11 protein-coding genes are annotated in these 16,273 nt (G+C 62.9%); 8 read left to right on the top strand and 3 right to left on the bottom strand.

Translation table 11 applies throughout. The features are described from left to right. Positions 1 to 99 precede the first annotated feature (99 nt). The 8 genes from AB0B35_RS16770 (at position 100) to AB0B35_RS16735 (ending at position 13,857) form a co-directional block, all read left to right on the top strand. Entirely contained in the window at positions 100 to 318 is a 219-nt protein-coding gene (locus AB0B35_RS16770) for a helix-turn-helix domain-containing protein (RefSeq protein ID WP_361045980.1), read from the top strand. A gap of 67 nt (positions 319 to 385) precedes the next feature. Further along, on the top strand, positions 386 to 1,012 hold the full coding sequence (locus tag AB0B35_RS16765) for a DUF1819 family protein (RefSeq protein ID WP_361045978.1): 627 nt from the start codon (positions 386 to 388) through the stop codon (positions 1,010 to 1,012). Further along, positions 1,009 to 1,608, top strand: a complete 600-nt coding sequence (locus AB0B35_RS16760; RefSeq protein ID WP_361045976.1) for a BREX protein BrxB domain-containing protein — start codon at positions 1,009 to 1,011, stop codon at positions 1,606 to 1,608. The genes AB0B35_RS16765 and AB0B35_RS16760 overlap by 4 nt, the downstream gene beginning before the upstream one ends. 4 nt (positions 1,609 to 1,612) lie before the next feature. Continuing rightward, complete coding sequence (gene brxC, locus AB0B35_RS16755; protein ID WP_361046317.1) at positions 1,613 to 5,116, top strand: BREX system P-loop protein BrxC; 3,504 nt, start codon at positions 1,613 to 1,615, stop codon at positions 5,114 to 5,116. Beyond that, positions 5,116 to 8,649: a BREX-1 system adenine-specific DNA-methyltransferase PglX gene (gene pglX, locus AB0B35_RS16750; protein ID WP_361045974.1), complete on the top strand. Its 3,534-nt coding sequence runs from the start codon at positions 5,116 to 5,118 to the stop codon at positions 8,647 to 8,649. Before brxC ends, pglX begins: the two co-directional genes overlap by 1 nt. Continuing rightward, positions 8,642 to 11,143: a BREX-1 system phosphatase PglZ type A gene (gene pglZ, locus AB0B35_RS16745; RefSeq protein WP_361045972.1), complete on the top strand. Its 2,502-nt coding sequence runs from the start codon at positions 8,642 to 8,644 to the stop codon at positions 11,141 to 11,143. The genes pglX and pglZ overlap by 8 nt, the downstream gene beginning before the upstream one ends. Before the next feature lie 40 nt (positions 11,144 to 11,183). Then, the gene (brxL, locus tag AB0B35_RS16740) at positions 11,184 to 13,265 is read left to right on the top strand and encodes a BREX system Lon protease-like protein BrxL (RefSeq protein ID WP_361045970.1); all 2,082 of its coding nucleotides are present in this window, start codon (positions 11,184 to 11,186) and stop codon (positions 13,263 to 13,265) included. A 94-nt stretch (positions 13,266 to 13,359) separates the two neighbouring features. Continuing rightward, entirely contained in the window at positions 13,360 to 13,857 is a 498-nt protein-coding gene (locus tag AB0B35_RS16735; RefSeq protein ID WP_361045969.1) for a hypothetical protein, read from the top strand. 615 nt (positions 13,858 to 14,472) lie between these two features. On the opposite strand, the gene AB0B35_RS16730 is transcribed toward AB0B35_RS16735, so the two are convergent. The 3 genes from AB0B35_RS16730 to AB0B35_RS16720 all read right to left on the bottom strand — a co-directional run bounded on the left by AB0B35_RS16730 (position 14,473) and on the right by AB0B35_RS16720 (position 16,120). Then, entirely contained in the window at positions 14,473 to 15,342 is an 870-nt protein-coding gene (locus AB0B35_RS16730; protein ID WP_361046314.1) for a phosphotransferase, read from the bottom strand. Between the two features lie 26 nt (positions 15,343 to 15,368). After that, entirely contained in the window at positions 15,369 to 15,635 is a 267-nt protein-coding gene (locus tag AB0B35_RS16725; protein ID WP_361045967.1) for a hypothetical protein, read from the bottom strand. Between the two features lie 212 nt (positions 15,636 to 15,847). Further along, positions 15,848 to 16,120 (bottom strand): hypothetical protein, encoded by a 273-nt coding sequence (locus AB0B35_RS16720; protein WP_361045966.1) that lies wholly within the window; start codon positions 16,118 to 16,120, stop codon positions 15,848 to 15,850. Positions 16,121 to 16,273 lie beyond the last annotated feature (153 nt).

Raw genomic sequence — 16,273 nt, 5'->3', positions numbered from 1 at the left:
CCGGCTGCACCGGGTCAAACCGGGTGTGAACCTGGCTACTGCTGGTTGGGTGCGGGCGCCGGATGCACCAGTGGCCGGCTGTCGACTGGAGGTTCCACCGTGGCTGGATCCTGGCTGTTCGGCTATGGCATCGCCACCCATCTCGGGGTCGCCAAGAACACAGTACGCAGCTCGATCGCCGAAATGGGCATGTCAGCCCACAAGCTTGACTTCCTCTGGAAGTTCCAGGCCAGCGAGGTCGACGAGTGGGTCCGTAGCGGTGGTGCAGCGTCATCGAGCAAGCATGCGATACCGACTGACCGATCGTCGGCCCGCTGACACGGCGAAGGTGTCGGTGGGCCATCGTATCCTGAGCGACTTGTTTGAAACCGGAAGGAGGTGCCCCGTGGGGGAAGCGATAACGCCCGTCTCGCGCTACCGACTCTCGTTCAGCGTCGGTGGGCTCTTCCTGGGCGCGGCATCTATCGCGGCGCCTCTTTACTTTCAGAGCCGGGACTGGCAGGCGGTGCGGGCGGCGATCGACGCGAGTAACCTCCTTCAGGCCCGTACGGTGGCATCCGGGCGGCGGCTCAGCCGCGAACTCGTCCAGCGGCTCGCCGAGCTGACAGATGACGAGCTTGAGCTGTTGATCGATGCGACGGCGACGGAGCGTGGCCACGTGATGTGGGTGGCGGCATGCCGTCGATACGAGCTGGTTGGGGAGTTTGCTGAGGAAGTCGTCCGCGAGCGATTCCTTCTACTGACCCCCATGCTGCTGCCCGAGCACTTCGTGTCATTCGTGCAGGCGAAGTCGATGTGGCATGAGGAGCTATCGATGCTCGCTGATTCGACGCTGCGCAAGCTCCGCACGACCGTGTACCTGATGCTCCGTGAAGCGGGCCTTTTGTCGAAGGCGGGTGAGATCTTGCCGTGCGTATTGTCGCCGCGGGTTGCCGAGGCGCTCCGGAGGCGGCGGCCGAGCGACGTGCGGTTCTTCCCGACGACTGCCGCGATGACAGGGGGTGGACGATGACGCGTGCAGAGCTTTCCAAGCAGGAAGAGCATCTGTTCGCAGTGCTCAGCGGTAGGCGGTTCCTTCAGATGGAGGGCCTGAGCAACGAGGTGCCGTTCTTCATCTACCCATACGACCCTGAGGACGCGATTGAGGTCGCCAAGTCGAAGAAGCGCATCAAGAACCGGCTGGCAAACAAGGGCATCGAGGTTTGTGAGATCAACATCTATGACCTGTCGGTGGAGATCCTGAAGGAGCGCGGGGTCTGGGATCGTCTGCTCGCGTTTGAACCCGAGCAGGACAAGGCCGACTTCCGCGAGCTGCTTCAGGGGATGCTCGATCCGGAGCTCCACATCGCGCCCGCGATCCGCGCCAAGCTCGCCAAAGGCAACTTCGACGTCTTCTTCCTCACCGGCATCGGCGAGGTCTTCCCGTACATCCGCTCGCACAACGTGCTGAACAACCTGCAGAGCGTGGTGACGGGCAAGCCGATGCTGATGTTCTTCCCTGGCCGGTACGAGCAGTCCGACACGTTGGGCTCGTCGCTCGTGCTGTTCGGCCGGCTGAAAGACGACCAGTACTACCGAGCCAAGAACATCTTGGAACAGGAGGCGTGACTTGATGCACCTGAATACGATCTTCGCCAAGGACGTGCAGCGTCCGATCGAAGGAGTCATCAAGGCGGACGACGCCGCGCACCTTGGCATAGAGGTCGACGAGTATGTCCTGACTAACGAGGCCGCCAAGGGCCTGGACATGCTGCTTGAGGCATACACGAACTACACCAACGCCAACGGCGTGTGGATCTCGGGTTTCTTCGGTTCCGGTAAGTCGCACCTGCTCAAGATGCTCGCTCACTTGCTCGGTGACGTGGAGGGGCAGGACTTTCCGCGCGAGCAGGTCTCGGCGAGCTTCCGCGCCAAGGCGCATGACGCGTTCCTGCCGGCGCTGTTGACCAAGGCTGACCGCATTCCGGCCAAGAGCCTGCTGTTCAATATCGACCAGAAGGCCACGCTCATTACGAAGGACCAGACTGACGCCCTGCTGAAGGTGTTCGTCAAGGTCTTCGACGAGTGCCGAGGCTACTTCGGCAACCAGGGTCACGTCGCCCGGTTCGAGCGCGACCTTGACAACCGCGGCCAGTACGAGGCGTTCAAGGCCGCGTACGCGCGTATCTCGGGTCGCGACTGGGTGCGGGGCCGTGAGGAAGGCGTGCTCGAGGAGGGCAACGTGGCTAAGGCATACGCCGAGGTCACCGGCCACACCGAGGGCGCGCCAACCAACATCCTGACGAAGTACCGCAACGACTACTCGGTGTCGATCGAGGACTTCGCCGACGAAGTGAGGGCCTGGCTCGACAAGCAGGCGTCTGGCTTCCGTTTGAACTTCTACGTCGATGAGGTCGGCCAGTTCATCGGGTCGAACACCCACCTGATGCTCAACCTCCAGACGATCGCCGAGTCGCTGAACACCAAGTGCCAGGGCCGGGCGTGGGTGTTCGTCACCTCCCAGGAGGACATGGATAAGGTCGTCGGTGACCGCACGAAGCAGCAGGGCAACGATTTCTCCAAGATCCAGGCCCGCTTCAAGACCCGCGTGAAGCTCACCAGCGCCGATGTCGAGGAGGTCATTCGCAAGCGCCTGCTCGAGAAGAACGACGCGGGCGCGGCGGAACTGCGCACGATCTATGCGGCGGAGTCGGCGAACTTCAAGACGCTGTTCGACTTCGTGGAGGGCGCGAAGACGTACCGCAACTACACCAACGAGGCGCACTTCGTCGGCACCTACCCGTTCGTCAGCTACCAGTTCCCGCTGTTCCAGGCGGCGATCGAGGGCATCTCGGACCACAACGTGTTCGAGGGCCGCAACAGCTCGGTCGGCGAGCGTTCCATGCTCGGCGTCGTGCAGCAGGTGGCCAAGGACATTGGTGATGTCGAGGTCGGCAGACTTGCGACGTTTGACCGCATGTTTGCGGGCATTCGCGCGTCCCTGAAGGCCGCTGCGCAGCGCGCCATCGATCGTTCTGAACGAGACCTCCCCGATCCTGAGTCCGAAACGACGAAGCTTGCTGTGCGCCTGCTCAAGGCGCTATTCCTCGTGAAGTATGTCGAGAGCTTCCAGGCCACGCCGCGCAACCTGACCGTACTCGTTTACGACCGGTTCGGGCTCGACCTGCCCGCCCTGTCGAAGCAGGTACAGGAGGCCCTGACCCTGCTGGAGACGCAGACCTACATCCAGCGCAACGGCAACGTCTACGAGTACCTGACCAACGAAGAGCAGGTCATCGAACAAGAGATCAAGAACGTCGACATCGACGCCTCCGAGGTCTCCAGCCGCCTGTGCAAGATCCTCTCTGGCGATGTCATCAAGACCAGCAAGCTGCGGTACGCCAAGAACGGGCAGGACTTCGCCTTCGGGTACAAGCTCGACGACCAGGTTTACGGCCAGCAGCGCGAACTCGCGGTGCACTTCATCACGCCGGAGTACCCGTACGGTCCCGAGGAAACCCGGATGCACAGCGCCGGCAAGGATGAGCTGCGCGTCATCCTAGAATCCGACGCGCGGGCACTGTCTGATCTGCGACTGCTCATCAAGACCGAGAAGTACACCAAGCACAAGCAGAAGACTTCGCTATCGGCGATCGAGGAGCAGATCCTACGCTCTAAGGCCACACAAAACGTCGAACGCGAGAAGGAACTCGTCGAGCGCATCCGCCGCGCCGTCGGTAAGGCAGCTCTCGTCATCAACGCTGCCGACGTGACTTCCACGTCCCAGGACGCGATCACCCGCGTGACCGACGGGTTCCAGGACCTCATCAGCCGCGCCTACACCCAGCTCAGCCTGCTCGGCGGCACGACCTACAGTGAGCAGCAGGTGGCCGCGTTCGCTAACCCCGATCAGTCGGGCATGATCGACGATCCGTCACTGTCGAAGCTCGCGGTGCCGGGAGACGAGGTGCTCTCGTTTGTGCTGCAACGAGACCGGCTCGGCGAGCAGGTTACGGTCAAGAAGATCGTCGACGCATTCCAGGCTAAGCCCTACGGCTGGGATCTTGCCTCGACCGAGGTCGTCATCGCCTGGCTCATCGGCACCTCGAAGATCACCCTCGCCGTGGACGGTAATGCCCTCAAGCGTAGCGAGGTCGCCGCGGTGCTGCGCAATACGCAGAAGCACTCCCACGCGGTGGTTGCCCCGCAGAAGGTGTTCGACGAGCGCAAGGTCGCCACGTTCCGCAAGTTCTGCACCAACTTCTTCGACGAGGCGACTGCCCCGAAAGACCCGCTGGAGCTGGCCCGGCACGGCAGCGACAAGCTGCGCGGCAAGCTCGACGAACTCAGAGCGCGGGTGACCGGCTCGAAGTACCCATTTGTCGAGCAGTTGGCCGCACCTATCGCCCTGCTCGAACAGGCTGTCGGCAAGCCCGACGAGTGGTACCTGACTGCATTCGGCCTTGGCGACGAGCTGCTCGACGCCAAGGAATCGGTGATCGACCCCATCCAGTCGTTCCTCAACGGTGGCCAGGGCGCCATCTACGACGATGCGGTCGCGCTGCTCGCGGCGAACGCGAACAACCTCAGCTACCTGCCCGTGGGAAGCGACGCCGATGTAAAGCGGTTGCTGGACGACCCCGATGCGTTCCGCGGGAACCGTATGACGCAGCTCAAGCAGGCCGTAGAGGCGTTCAGTAAGCAGATCGACGAGGCACTTGCGACCAACCGTGCCGCGGTGGTTGAGGGTCTCGAGGGCCGCAAGTCAGAGGTCCTCGGTAGCGCCTACTACGGCAACGCCACCGAGGAAGCGCAGGAGCGCGTCGTTCGCACGATCGACGGGATCGTTGCCCGAGTTGGCAGCGAGAGGCAGATCGCGCTCATCCGCGAACAGGGGAACAGCTTCGAGAAGACTGTCTACCCGTCGCTGCTCGACCAGCTCGCATCGTCCGCCCAGCGGACCGGTGGCACCGACCCCGAGCCCAAGCCCGTGAAGCAGACTGTTTCGGTTAAGACGATCGCCGTGCCAGGTGCCCACGGCGTGTTGGAGAGCCCTGAGGACGTCGACCGATACCTCGACGCCCTCCGCAGCGCACTGCTGTCCACGCTCAACGACGGAAAGCGAATCGCACTCTGATGGAAACTGCTCCGCTGAAGTCATTCGCCACCTGGGCGCGTACCGCACTCATCCGTGAAGTGACCGCCCGCATCGCCGTGGTACTGGCCCCGGCATCGCCGGAGCGCGTTGAGCAGTCGGACGCCGTCGCCGCCCTCGAGAAGGCCGTCAGCGCCGCAGGTGTTGGCGAGTCGGGTCGTGCCGCAGTGGCGGACAAGGTTGCCTACACCTGGTTCAACCGCATCGTCGCGCTGCGCTTCATGGACGCCAACGGCTACACCGGCGTCGGCGTCGTCTCACCCGAACGCGGTCGCGAGAGCGGCCAGCCCGAAGTGCTCGCCGAAGCCAAGCGCGGGAACATTGACACCACGGTCGTGACCAAGACGCGCACCATTGAGGCGGTTACGGGCCTGCTCAACGGCACGCGTCGCAGCGAGGACCCCCAGGGCGAGGCGTACGCGCTTCTGCTTGCCGAGTATTGCCGCCACTGGAACCGCTCGATGCCGTTCATGTTCGAACGCGAGGGTGACTTCACGGAGCTGCTCATTCCCGCGAACCTGCTCGCCGACGACTCCGTGCTGACCCGTGTGGTGGCTGTTCTTACCGAGGAAGTCTGTCGGGACGTCGAGGTTATCGGCTGGCTGTACCAGCTCTACATCTCCGAGCGGAAGGACGAGATCTTCGCCGGATTCAAGAAGAACAAGAAGGCTGGCGCCGCCGAGATTCCCGCCGCCACACAGCTCTTCACCCCGCACTGGATCGTCCGCTACCTCGTCGAGAACTCCCTCGGACGCCTCTGGATGCTTAACCGACCCACCTCACGCCTTACCGAGCAGATGGATTACTACATCAAGGTGGTCGACGAGGATACCGATTACATAAAAGTCGCCAGCCCCGAAGAGCTGAAGATTATCGACCCCGCGTGCGGCTCCGGCCACATGCTCACCTATGCCTTTGACCTGCTGTACGCGATCTACGAGGAAGAGGGTTACGCGCCGTCCGACATCCCCAATCTGATTCTCGCCAATAACCTGTACGGTACCGAAATCGACCCCCGTGCCGGCGCACTTGCCGCGTTCGCCCTGACGATGAAGGCCCGCGCCCGCCAGCGTACATTCTTCGCCAAGAAGGTCCAGCCGAACATCGGTGTGCTCGAACCCATCTCTTTTACGCCTACCGAGCTCGATACCCTTGCTACGCGTGATGGTGACCGAGCCGTAGAGGAGACGTTCTGGAACCAGTTTGAGCACGTCGACGTTTATGGCTCGCTCATTCGGCCGGATGAGGATCTGATCGAGGTACTCAGACAGCACGTCGATGCAGCATTGCCGGACGGCAACGATCTCCTAGGAAATGAGCTAGGCTCACGTGCGCGGAGGGTGGTGCTCCAGGCGGAGTTTCTGTCTTCTCGTTACCACGTCGTGGTCGCGAATCCCCCTTACATGGGATCTGGAAACATGGGTCCAGATCTGGCCGCATGGGCGAGGAAAGAATGGCCGTCAAGCAAGGCAGACCTGTTCACCATGTTTATCGAACGGTCTCTTGATGCGGTAGAGCCTCGTGGCTATGTGGCCATGATTTCTATGCAGAGCTGGATGTTCTTGTCGACCTTCGAAGAGTTCCGCGAACAGGTGCTCCAATCGTCGTCGATAATTTCGATGGCTCATCTTGGGCCTGGGGCGTTCGACACTATCGGAGGCGAAGTCGTCGCGACTGCTGCGTTCGTTCTCAGGACCGCCACCACGGATACAGACAAAGTGGGGGTATATTTCCGCCTCGTTGATACTCCTTCGAAGAGCAAGAGCAGTTCTTTCCTGGCAGCTTCACGCACCCACGAGACAGGCGGTATCCGCTTCGAGGCCGCGCCATCTGAGTTTAGCTCGATCCCTGGCTCGCCTATTGCCTACTGGTTGTCTCCCGCCATAAGGAGAGCGTTTGAACGGGCAACCTTCCTCGGCGAGGTAGCCAGCATCCGAGAGGGGATCAACACAGGTAACAACGCCCTCTTCCTGCGTCGATGGTGGGAGGTCAGTCGAGGTCGGATCTCGTTCGATCGCACGCAAAACGGGGAGCCGTCGGAGCGATGGGTACCACACAAAAAGGGCGGTGCCTTCAGGCGGTGGGCTGGTAACGAAGAGTACGTTCTGGACTGGGGCAGGGAAGGCGCCGACATTCACGCCTACCACGGGGTCCCTCTATCGACAAACGGTGCGCCGATGAGGGGAAAGGCATACTTCTTCCAGCCTTCGCTCTCGTGGAGTCGGATCAGCACCTCCGACTTCTCGATCCGGGAGTATCCGGCTGGGTTCTCGTACGATTCGACGGCCCCTTCCGTCTTCAGTTATGAACAACACCGCAAACTGCTACTTGGCTTGCTGAACAGCGTCGTGGTGGGACACCTGTTGCACGCGATGAGTCCGACGTTGGACTATCGGATCACTGCTCTGAGCAGAGTGCCGCTCCCTGCCGGCTGGAAGGAGATGGATGTCACGCGCATTCGTCGGCTGGAAGAGTTGGCGCGCTCGGACTGGAATGACTACGAGATTTCCTGGCATTTCGCGGGCTTGCCGTGGATCCCGGAAGATCGGGAGCCTAAGCGGATCTCGGATCACTGGGACCAGGTGCTGCACGCGAGGGAGTCACTCACGGCGGAGGTGCGGGCTCTCGAGAACGAAAACAACCGGACCTTCTTGGATGCGTACGGCCTGCTCGGCGAGTTCGACATAACGGTTCCGGAGGAGCGAGTCGCTCTTGGGGCAAATGCTAGGTGGCGCTTTCCCGATGTGCAGGACAGAAGCGTTACGCGGAAGCTGGCGTTAGCCGATGCAGCGCGCGACCTGTGTTCCTATGCGGTGGCATGCATGTTCGGTCGCTACAGCCTTGACGAGCCGTGGCTCATCCTCGCGAACCAGGGAGATACGCTGCAGGACTATCTCGCCAAAGTTCCGAGCCCGTCGTTCTTTCCCGACGGGGACAATGTGATCCCGATCGTCGACGGCGACTGGTTCGAGGACGACATTGTGGCGCGGTTCCGGCAGTTCCTGCGGGTCGCGTTCGGCGATCAGCACTTTGAGGAGAACCTGCGGTTCGTTACTGAAGCGCTCGGCGTGAGGGACTTGCGCGACTACTTCGTGAAGTCGTTCTACAAGGACCACGTACAGCGGTACAAGAAGCGCCCGATCTACTGGTTGTTCTCCAGCCCTCAGGGTTCGTTCAACGCACTGATCTACATGCACCGCTACACGCCGTCAACGGTATCGACGGTACTGAACGAGTACTTGCGTGAGTTCAAGGCGAAGTTAGAGACCAGCCGCCAGCACCATGAGCGCCTGGCAGCCGGTGCGAGCACGCCGCGGCAGCAAGCTGCTGCGCAGAAGGAGGTCGACCGCCTGCGCAGAGTGCTGCTCGAACTCGGCGAGTACGAGCACGACGTGCTGTACCCGCTTGCGACCCAGCAGGTACATATCGACCTTGATGATGGCGTGAAGGTCAATTATCCGAAATTCGGTGCCGCGCTGAAGAAGATCCCCGGCCTTGAGGCAAGCGATGAGTGAGGCATCCGCAGTCCGACCTCATCTGGAGCGTCGCTTTGAGACGCAACGGGTGGTGTTCTGGCACGATCCCGATGGCGAGTATGCCGCCGACCTTGACTCGCTCGGCCTGGAGAGTGTCGAGATCGTGCGTGTTGCCAACGACGAGTACGCTATCAAGCACCGCCTGCTGCACCTGAGGTCCGAGGCGAAGTTCCTCGTCTACCGTTCAGGCGCCGTGCCAACAGGGGTCGGCAACTGGCTGCTCGACTTGGAACTGGCTTACGGGGTGTTCACCGCGGACTGGACCTCGCTGGTGCACAAGGAACTCGGGCTCACCGCCGACGGCATCGGTGAGGTCATACAGGCACACGAGAAATTCTTCCGGGCGACCAAACGCGTACAGAGCCTCAAGAAGCTGCTCGACGCTAACGACGACGCGCGGTTGCTTCGGGCCAAGATGTCGGCCGTATTGCTCGGTTTAGGCGAGCACAGCCTGCTGGAGATCACCCGCGCCCTGCTGATAGAGAACGCCAGCGGTGTCGGCGCCAAGTACGGCGCTCTAGTCGACTACGGCCTCGACGAGTTTTACTGGCACGGCGTGGGCTCCATCTACGGCTATACATCGCCGAACCCGAGCATCGACGACTTCGTGCTCTGGGTGTTCCGGCAGGCCATCGCCGGGTTCAAGTTCGACCGTCCCGGCGGCTTGCGCAACATTCAGCTCGACTTCGCTAGCCTGCGCAACGATCGGCGCAGTCAGGAGGCGCTGACCATCCTCGCGAAGCGCGCGGCGGGCGACCTGGATTACGCCAGCACGATCGAGGACGCGAGCTTCCGCCAGCTGCTGGGCAACGACCTGTTCGAGGAGATCGATCGCAAGATCATCAGTGATCTCGCGCGTGCGGTCGTCGAGCGAACTGTCACCGCCCGCGAGGTTACAGAGGTCATCCGGAGCCGCCAGAGTAGCATTTGGATCGATGACTACCGCAAGTTGTACGCCGCGATCGGCAGCGCCTCCGACCTATTGACCACGCTGGGCGCGCTGAACGTCTCGATGCAGTCTTTTGACGAAGGACTGGAGCGCTATCGGCAGGACTGGTTCCGCATCGACCAGCTCTACCGCCAGTTCATCTACGCTGCCCGGACGGTGCCGGCTGAGTACTCCCGCGTCCTGGAGGCACTGCGCGCCCAGGTCGAGAAGTTCTACGTGAACAAGTTCATCTACGACCTAGGGAAGGCCTGGCAGCAGCAGGTTGATGGCGTGGACCGGTGGTGGTCTGCTGTGCTCCGACTGCAGACGTCGTTCTTCACCGATCACGTTGCGCCGATTATCCGCGATGGCCGGCGCAAGGCCGTCGTCGTCATTTCCGACGCCCTACGGTACGAGGTCGCCGAGGAACTCGGCTCACGCATCCGCCAGGAGGACAAGTTCGACGCGACGCTCGATGCCATGCTCGGTGTGCTGCCGAGCTACACCCAGCTCGGGATGGCTGCGCTGCTGCCGCACAGCACGATCGGGCACTCCAAAGACGGCGATCCCGTCCTCGTCGACGGCCAGCGCTCGGATGGCACCGCGAACCGCAGCAAGGTCCTCGACGCTGTGGGAGGGAGGGCGGTCCAGGCTGAGGATGTGTTCTCGCTGACCCGGGACGAGGTCCGAGAGCTGTACCAGCAGCACCAGGTGCTGTACGTCTACCACAACCGCATCGACGCGACCGGCGACAAGGCAGGGACCGAACGCCAGGTCTTCGAGGCGACGGAGGACACACTTCGTGAACTGGTCGATCTGGTCAAGCGGCTGACGAACGCGAACGCAACGAACATTCTAATCACTGCTGATCACGGCTTCCTGTTTCGGGACACGGCGCTCGCAGACTCGTCCTACTTGTCGACGCTGCCGCAAGGTGACGAAATCAAGATCACCAATCGCCGATATGTTCTCGGTCGCGGGCTGAAGGAGGACCCTGCCTTCAAGTCCTTCACGTCAGCGCAGCTTGGGCTTGACAGTGACCTGGACGTGCTGATTCCGAAGTCGATTCATCGCCTGCGGCTTCCTGGCGCTGGCTCACGTTTCGTTCACGGTGGCGCGTCCTTGCAAGAGATTGTCGTGCCGGTGCTGGCAATTAACAAGAAGCGCAAGAGCGACACCCGTCTGGTCAATGTCGAGGTGCTGCCCGAGTCGGACAAGATCACCACAGGGCAGTTGGTGATCAAGCTGTTCCAGTCCGAGCCGGTCAGCGAGAAGGTCCAAGCCCGCACCGTCCGTGCTGGGCTCTACGTTGGGGAGACCCTCATCTCGAACCAGCCCGAGCTGGTCTTAGACCAGGAGTCGACCGACAAGCGGGACCGCTACCAAAGTGCGCACATGCTGCTCAGCCAGGACGCGAATGGCTACAACAACCGGGTTGTGGAGTTCCGGCTCGAGGAGCGGATTCCCAACACCAACCAGTGGCGCGTTTACGCCAAGGCGACATACACGCTGAAGCGCTCGTTCGCTTCGGACTTCGACATCTAGGGAGGGTGTGACCGTGAGTGCGACAGACCAGGAAGCGCCCGTGACCGAGGTGCCAACCCAGAGCGCGCTGGATCGCAAGATCAACCGACTTTTCCCGGGCGTGGTCGTGCGAAAGGACTTGGTGAAAGCCGTCAAGGGCAACGCCATCGTGCCGTCCTACGTGCTGGAGTACCTGCTCGGTCAGTACGCTGCATCCGATGACGACGCCACCATCCAGGTGGGCATCGACACGGTGCGCAGGATCCTCGCCGACCACTACGTGCACCGGAACCAGTCCGAGCTGGTGAAGTCCACCATCCGCGAGCGCGGGCGGCATCGGATCATCGACAAGGTGACGGCGACGCTCAACGAGAAGGATGACGTCTACCAGGCCGAGTTCGCCAACCTCGGCATCAAGGGCGTGCTCGTCGAGCCCGCGACGATCAAGGCGCACCCGAAGCTGCTCGTCGGCGGGGTGTGGTGCATCTGCGACATCGAGTACTTCCACAGCGAGGATGCGCGGGTGGCGCCGTGGATTCTCGGGTCGATCAAGCCCATCCAGATGTCTAACTTCGACTTCGATAGTTATCTATCAGCTCGGCGCGAGTTCACCACCGACGAGTGGATCGACCTGCTGGTGCAGTCCATCGGCTTCAACCCCGAGCTGTTCGGCCGGCGTGCCAAGCTCATCCAACTCGTGCGGCTCATCCCGTTCGTCGAGCGCAACTACAACCTAGTCGAGCTCGGGCCAAAGGGCACCGGCAAGTCGCACATCTTCTCGGAGTTCTCGCCCCACGGCATGCTCATCTCCGGCGGTGAGGTCACCGTCCCGAAGCTGTTCGTCAACAACGCCAATGGGCGCATCGGACTGGTCGGCTACTGGGATGTCGTCGCGTTCGACGAGTTCGCAGGCAAGAAGAAGCGCACTGACAGGGCGCTCGTCGACATCATGAAGAACTACATGGCGAACAAGTCGTTCTCCCGTGGTGTCGAGACGCTCGGCGCGGAGGCGTCGATGGTGTTCGTCGGCAACACCTCGCACACCGTGCCGTACATGCTCAAGCACTCCGACCTGTTCGACGAGCTGCCCGAGAGCTACCACGACTCGGCCTACCTTGACCGGCTGCACCACTACATCCCCGGTTGGGAGGTCGATACCATCCGCGGGGAGATGTTCTCCAACGGCTACGGGTTTGTCGTCGACTACATCGCCGAGGTACTTAAATCAATGCGCTCGGCGGACTACTCGGACCGCTACCAACGGCACTTCACGCTCTCATCGGACATCTCGACCCGCGACCGCGATGGCGTGCACAAGACGTTCTCCGGGCTGATGAAGATCCTCTACCCGCACGGAGAGGCTATATCCGAAGAGATCGAAGAGGTCCTACGGCTGGCGATCGAGGGCCGCAAGCGCGTCAAGGACCAGATTCTGCGCATCGACTCCACGATGGCCGACGTCAAGTTCGGTTATGCCGACAGCGGCGGAGGCTGGCACTCCGTCTCGACTCTCGAGGAGGACGAGTACCCGGGGTACTACCACCGTGAACGCCGCGAGAGTGCCGATACCCCGGTTGACGGGATCAAGTCAGGCAGTGCTGTTGGGGTGATTGAGCTGCGCGCCGAGGCCGAGCGTGCGGTTGAAGCACGGTTGTTCGAGGGATACATCGAGTTCCAGGAGAACCAGCGTGGCGTTTCATTCGATACGCTCATCGTCCCTTACCTGCACGGTGCAGGGCAGATCACGATCGTTGACCCCTACATTCGCCAGTTCCACCAGGCCCGTAACCTCATGGAGCTCATTGGAGGGATAGCTAAGACGAAGGACGTAGCCGACGAGGTCAACGTCAAGCTCATCACTGCAGAGAACAACGAGGGCGAGGACAAGTTGCGCAAGCAGCTTGAGTTGCTCCTCAAGATCAAGCAGGGGGCGGCAGTCGCGGGCGTCAGCTTTGACGTTGCGTTCGACAACACGATCCACGACCGCTCGATCGTCACGGACACGGGCTGGAGAATCCTCCTCGGCCGCGGTCTCGACATTTTTCAGTACGTCACTGGTGATGCCTTCGACCTCGCAACCAAGCTCCAGGAGTACCGTCAGGTCAAGGCGTTTGGCGTGACCTACATCCGTGGGGGCGAGTGACGGACATCATTACGCATGCCGAGGTCCTTTCCGCGGGCATCGCGGGAGCCTCCCTCGCCACAGGACCAGCCGGCGGGCCGCTATCCTCGGTGCCATGACCGCGTACCTCGTGATCCTGGGTCACCGCGACGCGATCCGCTGGGTGCTGTCCGAGGAGCGGATGGCGTTTCCGGCCACGCCCCGGGCCGAGGTGCGCGCTCTGGCCCCGGGGGACCGCCTTTACCTGTACGCCACGCGGGGTGCCTGGCTGAATCCCACGCGGGACCGAGGCCGGATCATCGCCGTCGCATCCGCAGCGACTGCTGTACGCGTGCTTGACGAGCCGGTGGAAATCGCCGGACGCACTTTCATGTCCGGGTGCGATCTCAAGCTTGACGACGTCGTGCCGTATCCTGGCGGGCTCGAACTCCAGCCACTGGTGTCCCAGATGGAGGCTTTTCCGAAGCCAGAGGTGTGGAGCATATACCTGCGCCGAGCCCTGCTCCGCTTGTCGGAGCGAGATGCCCGTCTGCTCGACCAGCAGCTGGTCTCCTTGCTGGCGTCCGCAGCGAGGGCCGTCCCGTCCTATGCTCAAACGGTGCGCTCGCACTGACGCGGGATCTTACTTCAGGCCGTCCCTGCTGGCACTGACCGGTAGACGTGCTCGCGGTACCACGCCAGGTATGTTTCACCCGGCTGTGTCGCGTCGTTCGGCAGTGCCGGGCGATCATGTGGCGGCGGGCGGCCGAACCCCGCCGCGACGCCGTGAACAGGAGGACCGTGTCAGGTGCCCCGCTTCCCTCGCTACCTGAGCTGACCCACCAGCCGCCGACATTGGTCGGATGGGGCGGCGGCCACGCCACGTGGCAGGTGACCGCCGCCGTTGGTGACGGGAAGTGCGGGGCGCCCTGTTCTGACTACACTGGCGGACCTGTGGTGTCCGCTGGCGGCTCGCGCTCCAGCTTCCTTCGACCGCGAGTCGCAGCTCTTCCCTTCCGGGCTGGGCAAAGGCTCGCCCACGATCATGAGCTCGGAAGATCACTAACTGGGTTCCGAACTCGCTCCCCGGCGGGGCCGATACTCACTCCCGAAGCCACCGGGTCGACAGGATCTTCGACAGCAGCGCGATCCGGGGCTGTGCCAGCTCCGCAAGAGCTGCGAAGACCGCCGGATCGTAGGCAGTGGCATCCCAGGGCGGCGCACGGCCCGCCGTTGGTCAGGCGTGAGATCATCTGGGAAGGTCGGCGAACGGAGTCCAGCGCGTGACCTCGTCTCCGCTCATGACGGTATTGAGGCGAACACGGAACTCTCTCGCGACACCTGGCGAGCTGGCCAGCAGCGGTACGGCCGCGACGATCATCTTCAGCTCCCGGGCAGCGCGCAGGAGCGGCCAGTCGGGGTCGGTGCGTACGTCGTAGCCGTAGCTGCCTGCCAGCGCACGGTGGGCGCCGGGCCGGCCGAAGCGGTGCTCGCCGACGGCGACAGCGGCGAGGTCGGCCTGCCATGGTCCGGAGCAGATGGGGTCGAAGTCGCAGAACACCGGCCGTTGGCCGTCACGGAGGAGGTTGCCCACGTGTGCGTCGCCGTGCACCAGGGTTGCGGCTTGCCGATGCTGCAGTTCCGCGATGCGCGGCTCGAGTTCAGCGCACCACGTCATGAGCTTCCGTCGATCGGTGACGTCGAGGTCTTCGGCGTCAGTGAGCCGTCGGCGGGCATCGCCGACGGGGTCCCAGGCAGGCAGCCGGAATGGTGGTAGGCCGAGGGCGTGGAACTGCTTCAGCGCCATCCCGAGGTCTGTCGGGGTCAGGGGTTCGCCCGGCGGCAGATACTGCCAGACCGTGGCCTGAAGTCCGTCGACGTTCACGGGCTGAGCGCCCGGCCCAGCAAGTCTGATGGTGGGTGCGTCGATTGACTCGAACCAGCTGGCGAGTTCGACGCCCTTCTTGACGCGGTCGCCGGGCCGGTGTGAGCGGGCTATACGGATCACGGCATCCGCCGCGGGCAGGACGAATACGGCGTTGTTGGTCAGCCTGAGCAGGCGAGCTCCACTCGCGTCGAGGTCATGGGCCGCGGCCAGGCGTTTCATGGCGGCCGTCATGATCTCTTCGGTAAATCGCCCGCTGGTCACGTCGCCGCCTTGTTGGTGATCATGTGCGCGAAGGCTGACACATCCGAACGGTGGCGGTGAGGGTCGAGGTCGCGGCGCAGGTTGGTAATGCGCTCGACGACTCGCCGCGAGCAGACGGCTCTGGCCGAGGTCAGCAACTCGCCGCCGATCGTCATGGCTGCGTCGGGTTCGTCGGCGAGCATCAGTGAGCTGAACAGTCCGGCTTTGTTCAGGGTGATCGACCGGATGTGACCGGCCCCGAATCCTGCCAACGCTTGATTCACCCAGTGCACGGCTTGGGCGCCGTAGGCTGGATCAGCGGGGGGTACTCCCTGCCGCCGTTGCGCGCGATGCTGCCGGGCGAGGTCGCGGTAAACGGGCTCAACGAAGTTGACGGGGGTCAGCCAGCGGCTGAGTTTTTCCGAGTGTTCTCCGCGCTGCCACGGGCGCCAGATGCTGTGCTATGGCTGGGCTACGGCTGGGTGACGCTATGCCGTCACCCAGTGAGCATCCACAGGCCTAGCAACCCCAGCCCGGTGGCCCACCCGGTCCACAACCCCGTTTGCCAGCCTGTCGCGCCGCGTCCGGCAAGCCAGGCGACGGCCGTGAATAGCAGCACCTGGCCAACCGCGAGAAGGCAGAGAGCGGCGTAGGACACCGCGAAGTTGCCGCCCGCGTCGAGGTCACCACCGGCGTCCGCTCGCGCCGCGGCCACAGCTGCCAACACGACCCCGACGGTGGCACCGTGGCCCGTCAGCGCCAACAGCACGGCGCCGAGCGTCCGCCGCACCCCGGTCGGCGCTGGCACGGCACGTGTCTCAGCAGCTTCAGATGGAGACCTCATCGGTCGACCGTATACGCTTCGCGGCGCGCCATCCGACCTGGGCAGGCCACCGCCGACGCGGTAGTCGACGGGCGTGAG

This window comes from Catellatospora sp. NPDC049133, assembly GCF_040648455.1.
Classification (GTDB): Bacteria; Actinomycetota; Actinomycetes; order Mycobacteriales; family Micromonosporaceae; genus Catellatospora; species Catellatospora aurea.
Note: the sequence above shows the minus strand (reverse complement) of the source record. Positions and strands in the feature narration are given on the sequence as shown.

Excerpts from the sequence above, each read along its gene's own strand:
- AB0B35_RS16760 (WP_361045976.1), top strand. The coding sequence starts at position 1,009 with ATGACGCGTGCAGAGCTTTCCAAGCAGGAAGAGCATCTGTTCGCAGTG.
- brxC (WP_361046317.1), top strand. The coding sequence starts at position 1,613 with ATGCACCTGAATACGATCTTCGCCAAGGACGTGCAGCGTCCGATCGAA.
- pglX (WP_361045974.1), top strand. The coding sequence starts at position 5,116 with ATGGAAACTGCTCCGCTGAAGTCATTCGCCACCTGGGCGCGTACCGCA.
- pglZ (WP_361045972.1), top strand. The coding sequence starts at position 8,642 with ATGAGTGAGGCATCCGCAGTCCGACCTCATCTGGAGCGTCGCTTTGAG.
- AB0B35_RS16735 (WP_361045969.1), top strand. The coding sequence starts at position 13,360 with ATGACCGCGTACCTCGTGATCCTGGGTCACCGCGACGCGATCCGCTGG.
- AB0B35_RS16730 (WP_361046314.1), bottom strand. The coding sequence starts at position 15,342 with ATGACGGCCGCCATGAAACGCCTGGCCGCGGCCCATGACCTCGACGCG.